The 14,473-nt window shown below is 47.4% G+C and carries 16 protein-coding genes; 6 read left to right on the forward strand and 10 right to left on the reverse strand.

The window, feature by feature from the left end:
• Positions 1–112 precede the first annotated feature (112 nt).
• The 3 genes from Q0460_RS03535 to Q0460_RS03545 form a co-directional block, all read right to left on the reverse strand.
• The gene (locus tag Q0460_RS03535) at positions 113–316 is read right to left on the reverse strand and encodes a hypothetical protein (RefSeq protein WP_005869903.1); all 204 of its coding nucleotides are present in this window, start codon (positions 314–316) and stop codon (positions 113–115) included.
• A 73-nt stretch (positions 317–389) separates the two neighbouring features.
• Positions 390–1,130: an EI24 domain-containing protein gene (locus Q0460_RS03540; protein ID WP_299084957.1), complete on the reverse strand. Its 741-nt coding sequence runs from the start codon at positions 1,128–1,130 to the stop codon at positions 390–392.
• A 421-nt stretch (positions 1,131–1,551) separates the two neighbouring features.
• Positions 1,552–2,241 carry a dUTP diphosphatase gene (locus Q0460_RS03545; protein WP_299084959.1) on the reverse strand — a complete coding sequence of 230 codons (690 nt, stop codon included), beginning with the start codon at positions 2,239–2,241 and terminating at the stop codon, positions 1,552–1,554.
• A gap of 80 nt (positions 2,242–2,321) precedes the next feature.
• Between Q0460_RS03545 and Q0460_RS03550 the strand changes: the two genes are divergently transcribed.
• Positions 2,322–2,735 carry a hypothetical protein gene (locus Q0460_RS03550; protein ID WP_177386822.1) on the forward strand — a complete coding sequence of 138 codons (414 nt, stop codon included), beginning with the start codon at positions 2,322–2,324 and terminating at the stop codon, positions 2,733–2,735.
• A 322-nt stretch (positions 2,736–3,057) separates the two neighbouring features.
• Here Q0460_RS03550 and Q0460_RS03555 read toward each other — a convergent pair whose 3' ends face one another.
• Complete coding sequence (locus tag Q0460_RS03555; RefSeq protein WP_299084961.1) at positions 3,058–3,267, reverse strand: 4-oxalocrotonate tautomerase family protein; 210 nt, start codon at positions 3,265–3,267, stop codon at positions 3,058–3,060.
• A 106-nt stretch (positions 3,268–3,373) separates the two neighbouring features.
• Here Q0460_RS03555 and luxS point away from each other — a divergent pair, with 106 nt between their 5' ends.
• The 3 genes from luxS (at position 3,374) to Q0460_RS03570 (ending at position 6,417) form a co-directional block, all read left to right on the forward strand.
• A complete protein-coding gene (gene luxS, locus Q0460_RS03560) occupies positions 3,374–3,877 on the forward strand; it encodes an S-ribosylhomocysteine lyase (RefSeq protein ID WP_299084964.1) in 504 nt (167 codons plus the stop codon).
• Between the two features lie 586 nt (positions 3,878–4,463).
• Positions 4,464–4,802: a cupin domain-containing protein gene (locus tag Q0460_RS03565; protein WP_299084967.1), complete on the forward strand. Its 339-nt coding sequence runs from the start codon at positions 4,464–4,466 to the stop codon at positions 4,800–4,802.
• A gap of 163 nt (positions 4,803–4,965) precedes the next feature.
• Positions 4,966–6,417 (forward strand): DKNYY domain-containing protein, encoded by a 1,452-nt coding sequence (locus Q0460_RS03570; protein WP_299084972.1) that lies wholly within the window; start codon positions 4,966–4,968, stop codon positions 6,415–6,417.
• A 563-nt stretch (positions 6,418–6,980) separates the two neighbouring features.
• Here Q0460_RS03570 and mnmA read toward each other — a convergent pair.
• The 6 genes from mnmA to aroQ form a co-directional block, all read right to left on the reverse strand.
• Positions 6,981–8,012 carry a tRNA 2-thiouridine(34) synthase MnmA gene (gene mnmA / locus Q0460_RS03575; protein ID WP_299084975.1) on the reverse strand — a complete coding sequence of 344 codons (1,032 nt, stop codon included), beginning with the start codon at positions 8,010–8,012 and terminating at the stop codon, positions 6,981–6,983.
• Entirely contained in the window at positions 8,009–8,614 is a 606-nt protein-coding gene (locus tag Q0460_RS03580; RefSeq protein WP_299084976.1) for a TIGR00730 family Rossman fold protein, read from the reverse strand. The genes mnmA and Q0460_RS03580 overlap by 4 nt, the downstream gene beginning before the upstream one ends.
• Positions 8,615–8,729: 115 nt before the next feature.
• Positions 8,730–9,947 carry a P-loop NTPase gene (locus Q0460_RS03585; protein WP_299084979.1) on the reverse strand — a complete coding sequence of 406 codons (1,218 nt, stop codon included), beginning with the start codon at positions 9,945–9,947 and terminating at the stop codon, positions 8,730–8,732.
• Positions 9,929–10,480, reverse strand: a complete 552-nt coding sequence (gene folK, locus Q0460_RS03590) for a 2-amino-4-hydroxy-6-hydroxymethyldihydropteridine diphosphokinase (protein WP_299084982.1) — start codon at positions 10,478–10,480, stop codon at positions 9,929–9,931. Before folK ends, Q0460_RS03585 begins: the two co-directional genes overlap by 19 nt.
• A complete protein-coding gene (locus Q0460_RS03595; protein ID WP_299084985.1) occupies positions 10,477–11,502 on the reverse strand; it encodes a M24 family metallopeptidase in 1,026 nt (341 codons plus the stop codon). The genes folK and Q0460_RS03595 overlap by 4 nt, the downstream gene beginning before the upstream one ends.
• 14 nt (positions 11,503–11,516) lie before the next feature.
• Complete coding sequence (gene aroQ / locus Q0460_RS03600; protein ID WP_005869936.1) at positions 11,517–11,984, reverse strand: type II 3-dehydroquinate dehydratase; 468 nt, start codon at positions 11,982–11,984, stop codon at positions 11,517–11,519.
• A gap of 172 nt (positions 11,985–12,156) precedes the next feature.
• On the opposite strand from aroQ, the gene Q0460_RS03605 reads away from it, so the two are divergent.
• Together Q0460_RS03605 and sppA are read left to right on the forward strand one after the other, a co-directional pair.
• Positions 12,157–13,374, forward strand: coding sequence for a metal-dependent hydrolase (locus tag Q0460_RS03605; protein ID WP_299084988.1), 1,218 nt, complete (start codon positions 12,157–12,159; stop codon positions 13,372–13,374).
• Positions 13,362–14,234 carry a signal peptide peptidase SppA gene (gene sppA, locus Q0460_RS03610; protein ID WP_299084991.1) on the forward strand — a complete coding sequence of 291 codons (873 nt, stop codon included), beginning with the start codon at positions 13,362–13,364 and terminating at the stop codon, positions 14,232–14,234. The genes Q0460_RS03605 and sppA overlap by 13 nt, the downstream gene beginning before the upstream one ends.
• Positions 14,235–14,473: the final 239 nt, after the last annotated feature.

Genomic DNA, 14,473 nt, shown 5'->3' on the forward strand with positions numbered 1-14,473 from the left:
AGAATTTTAGAATTTTAGAATTTTAGAATTTTAGAATTTTAGAATTTTAGAATTTCGCGGCGCGCAGATTTACAAGCAAATTAAAACGCGCCGCAGCAAGTGGTGCTAGCAGCTAGTTTGCAGCGTCTTGAAGCTCTTCTTCGATCTCGGAGTTACTTTTTACGACCATGCCTGAGCCGTGGATGACGCTAGGCATGCAGGATGTGCAGATATGTACCGTCTCGCCGTTTTTATGCGCCTTGATAAAGACCGCATTTTCATCGTCGCTGCTTTTTAGCGAACAAATATTGCAAATGTAAATATCGCCTGATTTCATAGAAATCCTTTCTTAAAAAATTTTGCACTATTTTATGAAAATTTCAAAATTTTTCATTGATTTTAGTTAATCTTTAGCGATTTTTATTGCGGGCGCTTTCGTCTATCAGCACTACGTGCGTCAAAAAGATGATGAAAAATAGCTGGAAAAATAATCCTACCAGCGGGATCAAACACAGCAGGTAAAAAATAAAAGCGCTTAGGGCAAATTTATATCCTCCACCCATTTTATAAGAGCGCTCGAAGCTTTTCGCGCTTAACGCGTTTGAAGCGACGTCGATTAGAACCAGCTTGTAATAGATATAAAAAAACGGCACGTTGATTATGAATAAATTTATTACCGGTACGAACAAAAGCACCGAACAGATAAATAAGATCGCTAAAAATTTTAAAATTTCAACGCTCATCAGCTTTAGCACTCGCGCCGTGCTCGCTTCATCCGCGCGGCTTAGATGGTAGTGGCGCGCGTTGATCTCTTTAGTGACTGCGGGCGTCAGAAAGGCCGCGATGATAAGCGCGCAAAACACGCTAAGCATCAGCACCGCAAAGCTGGCAAACACCGAAAAAATCGCGCCGATAATCCACTTCGTAGCAGCGAAGCTTAGAATTTTTGCAATTACCGGGAAGCGCTGCTCGTCCAAGAAGCTAAAATCGCCGCTTTGCGCGCCCTGCGAAAGTGCGTCAAAAAGCTCTTTGCCGCCGAAAAATGCGAGCGTGCCTAAGATTATAAGCGAGCACACAAGTGGTAGTAGCGAGAGCAGAATGAACTTGCGCGTAAAAAAATCCTGCTTTGCCAAATTAAAAATTCTACCCATATATGCTCCTATTTGCGTTATTTTAGCGACTTTTGCGACGGAATTTGAGCTGAGTAATTTGACTGCCGCACGAAATCGCGCCTCATTAATCCGCTCGCTTGGCTCATTCGCTTACTTTAGCCGGCTCATCTCGCCTTATAATACGAAATTTATGCTTTGATCGCTCGCCCACCCGCGTTTAATTTGCTCATTTATAGTGCGTAAAGGGAGACCGCATCCTAGCTTGGTTTTTACCTGTTGCAAATATTTATTTGCTTACTACGCGGAATTTTACTACTTATAAATAAGCTAGCATTGCGTAAATTTCAGGCACAAAACTGCAGAATTCCAAACCAAAGCCCTTTTTTAAAATTTGCCTGCCGAAATTTTGTAGGTGAAATTTTAAAATTTTAAAGATAAATTTCGCAAGCAAATCCAGACTTCACTTCGTCGCGTCGTAGATCTTTTGCAATTGCTCGTAAATTTCGTTTGCGCTTACTGCGCCTTTTGATAGCACCTCGATTAGCACCTCGTTATCTTCAAGGTCTCCCCAGATTTTGCGGTAGCCGCCTTCTTTGTAGCCGTTATTTTGGCGGAATTTATTCAGCACGTTTTTGCCAATATATTTGGCAAAAAGTATGTCCAAGCTCACTCCGCATTTAATCGCGACGCGAAAAAAATCGGTCAGTAGCTCACCGATTTGCAGCTCAAAGCCGCTTGTTTCGTGGATTACTAGCTCGATGTCGTTTACGATCTCATAGATGCTGTATTCGCGCACGTCGTAGGCGTAGGAGCTAAACTCCGCAAATCCACTTACTGCCGTGACGTCGCTTACGATGTGGTCGATGTCTTTGTTGCCGTAATATTGCTCTAAAATATAACTCATCACGAAGTGCCAAATATCAACGATCTCGATGACGATATTATTCACGTCCGGCGCTGCAGAGATATTTTTCCAATGCTTCCACGCAAAGCTATCGATGAGCTCTGCGCATTCCATATAAATGCAGCGCTTCCAGTTGATAAGTTTGCCGTTTTTTGTATAGCCGTCCTCCCAGCCCACGCCATTTGTTTCGTCGTTGAGGGATTGCTGCATCAAAAACATCTCTTTTACTTTTTTATAATTTTCCATAAAAATTCTCCTAATTTTGGCTCGCGATTATAGCTAATAAAAGAAAATCATTGTATAATTTAGCAAAAAGGAGGCTTAAAATGTGTGCCGCTCAGGATAAATTCGACGAGTTTTTAGGCAGGATGAAACTCCTATCTCTCGGAGTTTTGCGCAATAATCTGCCATATTGCTGCAGTGCATTTTATGCCTACGATCCGCAAAATAAGGAGCTCATCATCGCAAGCGCGAGCGACTCCGAGCATATCAAAGCAGTCTTTGCCAACCGCGGAGTTGCGGCTACGGTCGCACTGGATACGAAATTTGTAGGTAGGATCAAAGGCGTGCAGATTTGCGGCCATATCCGTAGCGCGGATGAGCGCGAAACCTCGCTATATCTTAAGCGCTTCCCGTTTGCGCGCGCAATGGAGACTGATTTTTTTACGATTAGAATCGATTGGATGAAAATGACCGATAATACTTTAACTTTCGGCAAAAAGCTAATTTGGGAACGCTAGTTCGCTAATAAATCGTCTATTTATTTTTACGAAATTTTAAACTTTGCGAGGATTAAATTTTATCTGGTAAAATTTTTAAAACTTGCATAAATTCTATCTTGTCTATTTTTCAAAGAATTTCACCATTAGATCCGCTTTAAAATTTTCGCTCGGTTGGTTTTTTGGAATTTTGCAGCATAGAATTTAGCGTAAAATTTCATTTTGCAAGCGGGGATTATCGCAAATTTTATTCCCTTGGAAGCGGAGCCTGCCGCGTAGAATTTCGCATGAAAATTTTAAAATTCTAAAATTTGGCTTTTCAAATTTAGCTTGACGCGCGAGCTTAGCTCCGCCGCTCTCTGATTTCGCTTACTAGCCGCCCGCCAATCGCGTAGTCGTCAGTGGATATTTCGTCTATCGTAACGACGGTGGTTTTCTCGCCCCTGCCCAGCACGGCTACCAGGGCATCGGTTAGGTCTTTTACGAGCTTTGCTTTTTGCTCACGACTTAAGCCGCCGCGCTCTTTGGTGATTTTGACGTTTATATAGGGCATCAATTCTCCTTAAAATAAACGCAATTGTAGCTAAAATTTCGTCTGTGCGCCTAAAAGTGCGAAATTTTATGTTAAAATCGCCGTGATCTAAATTTAAGGAGAAAATATGCCATTGTTAGATAGTTTCAAGGTTGATCATACCCGCATGAATGCCCCTGGCGTGCGGCTCGCAAAGAGCATGCGCACCAAAAGCGGCGACAAAATTAGCGTCTATGATCTGCGGTTTTGCCGTCCGAATTTAGAGATCATGAGCGAGCGCGGCACCCACACGCTGGAGCATCTTTTCGCGGGCTTCATGCGTGAGCACCTAAATAGCGCGGATGTCGAGATCATAGACATCTCGCCGATGGGGTGCCGCACGGGCTTTTATATGAGCGTGATCGGCGCACCTAGCGAGAGCGCCGTCGCGGCGGCGTGGAGCGCGAGTATGAAGGATATTTTGGGCGTGGGCTCTCAAGCAGAGATCCCTGAGCTGAATAAATTTCAATGCGGCACTTTCGCGATGCACTCGCTAGCAGAAGCCAAACATATCGCGCAAAACGTGCTAAATAAGGGGATCGGCGTGATCAAAAACGACGAGATCGCACTGGATCCAAGCAAGATAAAATAGTTTTGAAATTTAAGAGATGGCGCAAAATTCTAGCACTATCTCTTTGAACTCCCGCTCGGCTCGTGATCAGTATGTTACGCGCTATAAAAACATTATCGTAAAATGTGCAAAAATTCGAGGTGCAAAAATGCGTATCTGCTAAAACAAGCCAGAGGCAAAATCTATTTATAAGCCGATTTAGTTTTATAAACCGACTTGGCGCTTGCCGTAAAGTCTGCGCCACGCGAGGTTTTTGATAAAAGATACGATTGGGCTTTAAGCTGGGTGGCAAAAGCGCGCAAGCAAAGCTCATATCAAATTTAATAAATTTATCTCGTAGGCCGGTTTTAAATTTATAAGAATTTTTAAAATTTCGTCTTAAATTAAAGCCGAAATTCTATCCGCAAATACCCTGCTTATGCATATTATTACTTTCAGATGCGATCTTCAATCCTGCATAAAAATCGCATAGCAAAATGAGAATTTAGAATTTTTATTTAAGGTTGCGTTGCGAGTTTGGCGCTTGAAATTTCACTTTCGCTGCACGAAAAGAATGCTAAAATTCCGCCGAAACAGCACCGGATGCGGTGAACTTAAAGGAGAGAAAATGCAAAGAATTTTTCATATAAAAGATGCTATTTGTAGCGACGAGCGAGCCGTAAAAACGACATTTTTTACTACGGAGGCCACTTGCGGCGCGGTTTGGATCGTCAAACGCGGCCAGGTCGTAGCGCCTCATATCCACCCAGACGGCGATGACGTGTGGATCTGCTTAAGCGGACGCGGCGTGTTTTATCCGAGCAAGGGCGAGGAGGTGCCGATCTGTGCGGGCGATCTAATCATTTCCAAAAACGGAGAGTGCCACGGTATGAAAAATACGGGCGATGAGGATTTTGTGTTTGCAAGCGTTACGGCGCCGATTCCGTGCGGCTACGAAGCGCTTTGAATTAAAATTTGCCAGAGATTTTGTGGTATTCGTAAAATAAATTAGCGCTGCAAAGAGTTGAATCAGAATTTGTCCGTAGCGTTAAATTTCATAAATTTAGCCGCGCTTTTGTACAATTTCAAGTGCCGCGCAATCTGCGGCGAGATTAAATTTGAGGCAAAAGATGTATGAGGATTTTACGCAAGAGCTAAAGGACGAGCGCGCGCAAAAGAAGCGCAAAGCTAGGGTGCGCGAGGCAGAAGCAGATCATAAACCGGTGCGAGACGGGCCTAGAGGCATGCGACTGCGGCGCAAGATCGCGCTTGGTATAACGTTTACGTTCGCGGCTTTTAGCGCGCTCTCTCTGTTTGCGGTTGTAAAATCCGGCGACGACTACTCGCCGCAAGAGCAGATCAAATACAGCGATTTTTATAAAAAAGATGGCGAAATTTATGCCCTCGTGGTGGGCGCGGGCTATTTTGCGATACCGGACGCGGACGCGGCGAGCTTTCGGGTTTTGGATTTCGGCTCCGGCTACCGCTCCAATATCGCGGCGGATAAAAACGCCGTATATTGCGGAAATATCGCGATGAGCGAGCTAGAGCCCGCGCGCACGAAAGCCGTAGCGTTCGGATACGTAAGCGACGGGCAAGTTAGCTACTTTTGCGACGGCGAGGCGGTGCCAAACGACGCGTTGGGGGCGCTTAAGCTTACTTATGAAACCTTGGCGCATATTTTTTGGGATGCACCCAAACCGCAAAGCTACGTTTATAAATTTAAGCGAATCGACGCTACGGATCTGCGCCAAATCGCGGGCGTGTATTACGCTGCGCAGGGCTCGCGCGCGTTTTATAAGGGAGAGGTTTTGCCGGGCGCCGATGCTGCGAGCCTGCGCCGGATAGAGGGAAGCGACGGCAGGGCGGGCGACGTTTATGCCGCGGACGGCGCGAACGTGTATTTTAAAAACCTCCGCCTTGACGCGCGGGATAACGGCGGGCATTACGAACTTTTGAGGCAGTGGTTGGATTATTTTTTGTGGGATGCGAAAAGCGGCGATGTTTTTGCGAACGATTTAAAATTTGACCCCGCCGCCGCGCCCTATACTCCGCTAAATAGGCAGCTCGCGCACTCAAACCATCTGCTTTTTGCCTCCCCCGTCGGCATCTATTATTTCGACGAGAACGACGGAAAGCAAAAGCGCGCGGCAGACAATCCCTTTGCGGGCGAAGTTCACGCGCTTAGCGGTAGCGTATTTCAAAGCGGCGAGCGGATATATTTTTTAGAAGGCGCCGAAGTTTGGGGCGGCGGCCGCAGCAGTCGTAGGATGGTTGCTCGCAAAAGCGGGCTTTTCGCGCTCGATCTGCCGCACGAGTGGCGCAAGGTAGGCGGCGTGCACGGCGGGCTATACGGCTGGATCTATTCAAACGGCGGGCGATTTTTCTACTTCGACGATCTGGGCTCTTCGCAGCTGATAGATCGGTGCATTTATGAGATCAGGGATCTAGATTTGGTTGAAATTTTGCTTCAAAAAAGCAGCCTTGGCACGAGTAAAATTCGCGAGATGATAAAGAGCGGCGGGCTTGAAGCGGTCGACGGCGAGCTGCTTTTTGAGGTAAAGACGCGGGTAGAATTTTAGCCGCGATTTGAGCACAGACGACGATTTAATGCAGATCGGGTCACTTCGATTTTTGATTTTAGCTGCGATTTGGACGTAGAGCGCGTCGCTAAGTTTTAAAATTTGCCTTTATTTCCGCATAAATTTATGAAATTTATGCGGTACTGCGGGCTTTGGCGCGAGCTTAGAATTTCATCACAAATCGCTTTAGGGCGGTCGTATAAAATTTATTTCACCGCACCGAGGCAGCTCGCGAAATATTTTGTATCGATCGCGATCTTTGCGTCGCGGCGCGCTTTGATAAGGCGTCGCCGTAAATTTTATTTTAGCACCGCAGCTTTCCTAAAATTTGGCTAGCAGTGTGGGCGACGCGGCGACAGAGAGTAAATTTAAAAGGTTCAATCGCAAAATTGCACGTATAAAATTTGCATGCTCAAACTTACGAGATAAAATTTAACGGCTTGGATTCAAAAGCGTAAATTCCTTTTTTGATATGAAATTTAACAGAGTGAGTGCATATCAAACGGCGCGATCAAAACGCCGTTTTACAGACCCGCGAGCTTTAAGTAAAGCAAAATAAAGCGCTATTTTATAAATCCGCTTGCCACTACGCGGTCTCGTTCGTCGTAAAAAACCGCGAGCTGTGCCGGAGCAATGCCCGCTGCGGGTACGGACAGCACGGCATGCACCCCGCCATCCTCGCGCGGCGAAATTTTAACGGGAAGTTTGGCGCTGCGGTAGCGGATCTTAACGCCGAGACCCGCCATATTTAAAATTTCATCCCTGCTTAAAAAGGCGTTAAAATTTTCGGTGTCGAACTCGTAGGTCGCCAGCTCCTCCTTGCCGCCTACGACGATCTCGTTTTTGCTCGGGTCTATGCTTAGTACGAAGTGCGGCTCATGCGCGCCGTGCACCGTAAAACCGCGGCGCTTGCCGATCGTGTAGTGCATATAGCCCTCGTGAGTGCCGATGGCGTTGCCCGCGCGATCGCGCACGATGCCGGGCATTTTGGTGCCCGTATGACGGTTCAAAACATCAATGTAGGTGGTGTCCACAAAGCAGATCTCGCTGCTTTCGCTCGCAGAAGCGATCTGCGAAAGCTCCTCATAGGCGCGCGCAGCCTCTTTGACGTCCTTTTTATACATCCCTCCAAGCGGAAAGAGCATAAACTCAAGCGCGGCAGGATTGATGTTTGCTAAAAAATAGCTCTGATCTTTGCTAAGATCTGCGGCGGCTTTTAAAAGCCCGTCCTCGATGCGGACGTAATGCCCGGTAGCTAGACGCTCAAAGCCCTGCTCGCGCGCGAATTCCAAAAGCTTGCCGAGTTTTATGCGGCGGTTACACAGCGCGCAGGGATTCGGCGTAAGACCGCCTATATAAGCCTGCACGAAGGGCTCGTAAACATCGCGATTAAAATCATCCTGCAGATCCAAAATGTGGATTTTTATACCCAAAAACTCGCCTACTTTGCGGACTTTAGCGATGTTTGCCTCATGATAGCCGGGCTTTGCGTGCAGCTTCATATAGCAGCCCTGCACCTCGTGCCCCGCGTCCTGCAGCAGCTTCGCGCACATCGAGCTATCCACGCCGCCGCTCATCGCGACTAAAATTTTCATTCGTTCTCTCCCGTTCGCACATCCGTTAAAATTTCATCCACGCTGTCGCAGAGCTTGAAATTTTGCAGATCACTTTCGTTTATCGCTCCAGATTTTAGCAGCGAAGTGCGGAAAAACTCCATCAAAGGCGCGTAGAATTCCTCGTCGTAAAGATAGATATGTGCGCGCTTAAAGCCCGTCTGCACCAGCACTAAAATTTCAAAAAATTCATCCAGCGTACCAAAGCCGCCCGGAAAGATGACGAAAATTTCGCTGTTTTCGATGAGAGCGCCTTTGCGCGGTGCAAATGCCGAAAATTTCGCGCCCTGCGTCAAAAAGCCGTTGCTTTTTTGCTCAAACGGCAGCATGATGTTAAAGCCCACGCTGTGCGTCCTCGCTCTCGCAAATGCGCCTCGGTTGGCGCCTTGCATAATGCCACCACCACCTCCAGTGATGATCGAGTATCCTAAATCGGCGAGCCCCTCGCAAAGTTTTTGCGCGTCTTTTACGTAGCGATTATCCTCGCTAAAGCGCGCCGAGCCGAAGATCGTGGCGCTTTTGCCCACGTTTTTGAGATTGTCGCGGGCAATTTTGATGTCTTTTAAAATTTCTTTTAACTGCATAATTAATTTATCTTTTATGTATATTATTTAAAATTTTAGTTTTAAGAATACCATTAAATTTTTAAAATTCCGTTTAAAAAGGCAGAATTTACGTGATTTAAAATCTCGTTGTAAATCATACTAGGTTGCTAAGTTTTCGTAAGAATCCGCCGACGCCGCGGTAAGCGCTCATATCGATCGGCTCGCAGCCCTGTTTACTTAAAAATCGCGAGACGCTCTGTCTAAGCGCGATGGTAGCGGGCGAAAACGGATAGTGCGAGTTAAAAAGCGCGCGATTTTGTGAGCAGACGGCTACTTGTTTGCAAAACGGCACAAAGCCTAGCAGTTTAAAGCCCAGCTCGCTTATATTGCGGTGCGCGACCGACTTTAGATTTTCGTAAATCATCACGGCATCATCCTCGCTCGCGGTGAAATTTAGCAAAAACAAAACCTCTTTTTTGCTCGCCCCAAGCGTCTTTAAAAGCGCGTAGGTGTTGCTGATCGAGCAGGGTTCGTTCGCGCACAGCACGATATTTTCGTCGCCGATGCTCAAAAAATCTCCAAGATACTCAAGCCCCGCATCGATCAAAATAAAATCGAAGATTCCCGCCTCTTTCAGCTCGCTTGCGAAGCGAGCGGGGCTTTCGTGAGCTTTTGCGTTTGCGGAATTTCCGGCTTTTTCGGGATTTGATGAGCGGGCGGAATTTTTCATTTCATCTTTACTCGCGGAATTTTGAGAATTCTCATCAGGGATTGAATTTTGCTTGGTGAAATCATCGCTTTTAAAATTCTCTAGGCTTTCTGATTCTGTAAAATTCCATCCATCTTCGCAATTCTGCGGCTTTTTGGCTACACAATTCGTAGAATTTTTTGCAGCGTTTGCTATTGAATTTGAAGCGGCGGAATTTTCTGAGTTGTTTTTGCCATCAGAGCTCGTGAGCTTTTGCGCGTAATTGTGCGAGCCGCTACTTTCGTCGTCTTGCGAGTCTTGCGCGCTACCTATAGAATTTTGCATGACGTAATCGTCCGCGCTAGAGCTTGCGTTCTTGATAGAATTTTGCGCCATAGAATTCGTGCTATTTGTAGAATTTTGTGAAGGCACGGGATTTTGTGAAGCAAGTGCTGGCGAGACGAGAGTTAAATTTTGAGAAATTTTTACCGCGACAGCGCTTGGCAGCGAAATCCTCTTTCTTTGCAAAGCGTTTAAGATGATCTCTTGATTGTTTAAATTCGGCGCTTCTATGATCGCCGTGCGGTAGCCCTGCTCGCTTAGAATTTCGGCGAAATTTGCTGCAATCACGCTCTTGCCGACTCCGCCCTTGGCGCTTAAAAAATTTACGATTTTAGTTTGCATATCAGTCCTCTTTTAAATTTCATCTCTCCAAGCGGCAAAATCACGCTTATGCGCTCGCAAACACCCGGATGCGGCAGCGCGAGCCTTTCGCAGGCACGCACCTTTGCGCTTGCGTATAAAATATCCACGTCCAGCGTGCGCGGCGCGTTTTTGAAGCTTCTTTTGCGTCCAAATCGTAGCTCTGCGCGCTGCATAATTTTAAGCAATGTAAGCGGCGGCAGAGAGCTTTGCACGAGCATTACGGCGTTTAAAAAATCGGGCTGATCTAAAAAGCCGAACGGCTTGTTTTTTAAGATCAAGGAATTTTGCGCTACGAAAAAGCGCGCATCGCTTTGCAAAACGCGATAAAATCGCTCGAAGTGTCGCCTGACATCTCCTAAATTCCCGCCGAGTCCAAGTAGGTATAAATTTTTAAAATTTCCGCGCTCGCGGCGCCTAATCGGGAAAACGGCGCTTTTTACGACGCACAGCGCGTCCGTGCACTCGTAAAATCCGTTTTTCTTAAGTCGCATGTTCACCCGAGCTACTCTCATAAAATTTCAGCCCTGTTTTCGCGCACGACCACGACATCCTCGATGCGCACGCCAAACTCGCCGGGTAAGTAAATCCCAGGCTCCACGCTAAAGACCATACCCTCTTTTAGCACGGTATCTCCGCGCTTTGAGATGAACGGAAGCTCGTGGATATCGACTCCGACGCCGTGTCCAGTGCTGTGAAAAAACGCTTCGCCAAAGCCCTGAGCGGCGATAAAATCCCTAGCCGCCGCATCGATCTCGCACGCCTTTTTGCCAGGCATAACCGCCGCGATTGCCAGAGCTTGCGCCTCTTTTACGATCTCGTAAATTTCTTGCCGTTTGGCGTTTTTAAAATTTTGCTCCTTGCCGAAGTTAAAATTTTCATCAAAGCACGCCGTGCGCGTCCTATCCGAGCAGTAACGGTTAAATTTAACCCCCGCGTCAAGCAGGAGCAAATCGCCGTGCCGCAAACGCTTTTTACCGGGCAGAGCGTGCGCCTTGGCGGCGTTTTCGTTGATCGCGACGATAGGCGAAAAGCTAAGCGCGAGCTCGCCCTTTTTCTTAAAGATGAGCTCGGCGTTAAAAAACAGCTCCTCTTCGCTAATGCCTTCGCCCTCGGCGCGCACGAACGCGGCAAATTCGTCAAATCTTTCCGCACCCAGCTGCGCCGCGCGTTTTAAAATTTTTATCTCGCCTTCGGTTTTAATTATGCGCGAAATTTGCGAAAAATTCGCTCGCGCCTTAAATCTTATCCCAAGCCCTTTGCTCAGAGCTTCCCACTCGCCCGCGCTAAAATCGTACGGGTTATAAACAAGCTCGCAAACGCCCATTTTTCGCAAAAACAGCCGCGCGTCTTTTATCAAATTTCGCTCGACCTCGATAACTTCAGTATTGCGGCAAAGCTCACGCGCCTCGATGTTATAACGCGCATCGGTAAGGAAAAATTTGCGCCCCGCGAGGCTCAAAAATATCGCGTTGTCGCAGCTGTATCCGCACTCGTGATAAACGGCGTTTTCGTCCTTTAGGATAAAATTTTTCAAATTTAATCCCAAACTTATTTGGCTTTCTGTTCGGCTCTGGCAGCTTTGATCTGCTCAAAAATTTGAATCATTCCGATCATCGCTAGATGGTATCCCACGGGACCGAAGCCGATGATCTGACCCGCCGTTACGGGTGCTATTAGACTTTTTTGTCTAAGCTCCTCTCTGCGGGCGATGTTTGAGATATGCACTTCGATCACGGGTAGGCTGACTGCGGCGAGCGCATCGCGGATAGCGAGCGAAGTGTGCGTGTAGGCAGCGGGATTGATGATGATGCCGTCGCAAGTGCCGAAACACTCTTGGATCTTATCGACGATCTCGCCTTCGAAATTGCTCTGGAAAAACTCGATCTCGTTGCCGCTCTGATCGGCGACCGCCTTCATCTGTTTATGGATGTCCTCCATCTTCATAACCCCGTAAATAGCGGGCTCGCGCATACCAAGCATATTGATATTCGGTCCTTGAATCACCATAATTTTCATTTTTACGTCCTTGTTTTGAAATTTAAGCAAAAATTATAACCAAAGCGAGCTTATTTTTTACTATGGCGCCAAATTTGTCCGCTCAAGTCCAAGCGATAAAATTTTATCTCTAAATTTAGCGCGAAATAGAATTTTATGCTAAAATCACGCGCTGTTTTAGATAAGGAAAACGATGAGAATTTTAAGGGCGAAGTGGGTTCTTGTTTGCGATGAGAATTTTAAAATTTTAAAAGATGGCGCGATCGTCTTTGATAAAAAGATAATCGAGGTCTGCACCTTTGCAAGCGCGGCGCGCAAATACCCGCAAGCCGAAATTTTGGACTTTAGCGGCGACATAGCGATGCCTGCGTTTATAAATCCGCACGTGCATTTGGAATTTAGCGCGAACAAAGGCACGCTGCGTTACGGCGATTTTTTGGACTGGCTAGGCAGCGTCATCGCCTCAAGGCAGCAGCTGGACGCCGCGGCGCGCGGACGGCTAATCGCGGAGCAGATCGCCGCGATGATGCGAAGCGGCGTGGGTACGATCGGTGAAATTTCAAGCTTCGGCGGCGAGGCTGAAGCTTGCGCGCAAAGCGGCATTAGAACTGTATTTTTTAATGAAATTTTAGGCGCGAGCAAGGATGCTGCGGCGGAGAATATTTTGAAATTTAAGCAGCGTTTTGAGCGCTCAAAGGCGCTCGCAAGCTCGCTTTTTATCCCCGCCGTGTCGGTGCACTCGCCGTACTCGGCGCACCCGCAGATTACGGAGTTTGCGACGAAGTTTGCCCGAGAAAACGGACTTGCTATAAGCACGCATTTTATGGAGAGTGCTTACGAGCGGCAGTGGTTGCGCACCGGTCGCGGCAAATTTAAAGCCTGGCTTGCTAAATTTAATCCCGCGCCCGCGCCTTTTTACTCGCCGCAGAGCTTCGTAGCGCATTTTAGCGGGCTTCGCACGCTTTTTACGCATTGCGTTTGGGTGGATGATTTTAGCATCTTTGATCCGAAGCTCCACTCGATCACGCACTGCGCGCGCTCCAACCGCCTGCTTAGCAAAAAGCGGCTAAGCTTTAAAAAGCTGCTCGCAAGCGGACTTAATTACAACATCGCTACCGACGGGCTTAGCTCGAATTTTAGCCTAAGCTTTTTAGACGAGCTGCGTGCAAATTTAATGATGCACGACGAGCTGAGCCTAACGGATCTGGCGCGGGCGTTACTTTTAGGCGCGACGAGAAATGCGGCAGCCGCGCTTGGATTAAATTTAGGCGAACTGAAAGCGGACAAGCTCGCTGACATCGCCGTTTTTGAAGGCATTGAGTGCGAGCAGAGCCAGCTGGCGCTACAGCTCATTTTGCAGAGCAAAAACGCAAAATCACTTTTTATCGAAGGAATGAAATGCAATTTCTAAAGAATATCTTTGCGCCGATCGGCGCCGTGCTCGGGTTTATCAATAAATACTTTAAATCCTTGATTTTTCTGCTTATTTTGTTTTTGATTTTCGCAGGCGGCGAAAGCGCGCAACAAAGGGGTGCGAATCTCGCTCAGCTTTCATTAAGCGGCGCGATAATGGACGACAGCGAAATTTTAGAAAAGATCGAAACTCTGAAAAACGACGAGACGATCAAAGGAGTGCTTCTGCTGATCGACAGCCCGGGCGGCGCGCTAAGCCCGAGCGTAGAAATTTCGCTGGCCATCAAGTCTCTAAACTCGCGCAAGCCGGTCGTCGCCTACGCCAAGGGCACGATGGCGAGCGGCAGCTACCTAGGCGGCGTGTGGGCGAGTAAAATTTACGCAAATCCGGGCAGCTTCATCGGCTCCATAGGCGTGATCATGCAGGGTTTAGACGTGAGCGAAGCAGCCGCTAAATTGGGGCTTTCAGAACAGATCGTCAAAGCAGGCGAGCTCAAAGAAGCGGGCACGATGATGCGAAAATGGAGCGACGCGGAGCGTGCGAGCCTACAGGCTCTGGTGGACGAGAGCTATGAACTATTCACGCGCGAGGTGGCGCAGGCGCGCTCGCTGGATCTTAGAAAGCGCGATACGTGGGCGAATGCGCGAGTATTTTTGGCTAGCGGCGCCAAAGGTGTCGGGCTCATCGACGAGGTGGGCTCTTTGGAGGACGCTAAAAGCGCGCTTATAAAGGCTAGCGGCGTAGCAGATCCGATCTGGCAGGAGCCCTCGGCGTATGAGAAGATGATAGATAAGCTAGCAAATAAAAGCGAGAGTTTGGTGCGCGGTGCATTCGGCGCGAAGCTGATGGCGTATTAGAATTTTAGAAATTTCGCAGAAATTTTAAAATGTGAGGGAATTTTAAGAGTAGAATTTTGTATGTAGAAGCTACACCGGGTTTGATTATTTTTAAATTTCCTCGCTTTTCCATTTGGCGTTTCTTTAAAATTTTACCTTTTTTGTGAATTTTTCTTTGTTTAAGAACTCCTCATTTTTCTACTAATTATTCAGCCCCCTTTAAGCATCGCTCTTGTATAATTACAATTCTGTTTCGCACC

Source organism: uncultured Campylobacter sp., from assembly GCF_937980635.1.
In the GTDB taxonomy this organism is placed as follows: Bacteria; Campylobacterota; Campylobacteria; order Campylobacterales; family Campylobacteraceae; genus Campylobacter_B.

Excerpts from the sequence above, each read along its gene's own strand:
- Q0460_RS03535 (WP_005869903.1), bottom strand. The coding sequence starts at position 316 with ATGAAATCAGGCGATATTTACATTTGCAATATTTGTTCGCTAAAAAGC.
- Q0460_RS03540 (WP_299084957.1), bottom strand. The coding sequence starts at position 1,130 with ATGGGTAGAATTTTTAATTTGGCAAAGCAGGATTTTTTTACGCGCAAG.
- Q0460_RS03545 (WP_299084959.1), bottom strand. The coding sequence starts at position 2,241 with ATGGAAAATTATAAAAAAGTAAAAGAGATGTTTTTGATGCAGCAATCC.
- Q0460_RS03550 (WP_177386822.1), top strand. The coding sequence starts at position 2,322 with ATGTGTGCCGCTCAGGATAAATTCGACGAGTTTTTAGGCAGGATGAAA.
- Q0460_RS03555 (WP_299084961.1), bottom strand. The coding sequence starts at position 3,267 with ATGCCCTATATAAACGTCAAAATCACCAAAGAGCGCGGCGGCTTAAGT.
- luxS (WP_299084964.1), top strand. The coding sequence starts at position 3,374 with ATGCCATTGTTAGATAGTTTCAAGGTTGATCATACCCGCATGAATGCC.
- Q0460_RS03565 (WP_299084967.1), top strand. The coding sequence starts at position 4,464 with ATGCAAAGAATTTTTCATATAAAAGATGCTATTTGTAGCGACGAGCGA.
- Q0460_RS03570 (WP_299084972.1), top strand. The coding sequence starts at position 4,966 with ATGTATGAGGATTTTACGCAAGAGCTAAAGGACGAGCGCGCGCAAAAG.
- mnmA (WP_299084975.1), bottom strand. The coding sequence starts at position 8,012 with ATGAAAATTTTAGTCGCGATGAGCGGCGGCGTGGATAGCTCGATGTGC.
- Q0460_RS03580 (WP_299084976.1), bottom strand. The coding sequence starts at position 8,614 with ATGCAGTTAAAAGAAATTTTAAAAGACATCAAAATTGCCCGCGACAAT.
- Q0460_RS03585 (WP_299084979.1), bottom strand. The coding sequence starts at position 9,947 with ATGCAAACTAAAATCGTAAATTTTTTAAGCGCCAAGGGCGGAGTCGGC.
- folK (WP_299084982.1), bottom strand. The coding sequence starts at position 10,480 with ATGAGAGTAGCTCGGGTGAACATGCGACTTAAGAAAAACGGATTTTAC.
- aroQ (WP_005869936.1), bottom strand. The coding sequence starts at position 11,984 with ATGAAAATTATGGTGATTCAAGGACCGAATATCAATATGCTTGGTATG.
- Q0460_RS03605 (WP_299084988.1), top strand. The coding sequence starts at position 12,157 with ATGAGAATTTTAAGGGCGAAGTGGGTTCTTGTTTGCGATGAGAATTTT.
- sppA (WP_299084991.1), top strand. The coding sequence starts at position 13,362 with ATGCAATTTCTAAAGAATATCTTTGCGCCGATCGGCGCCGTGCTCGGG.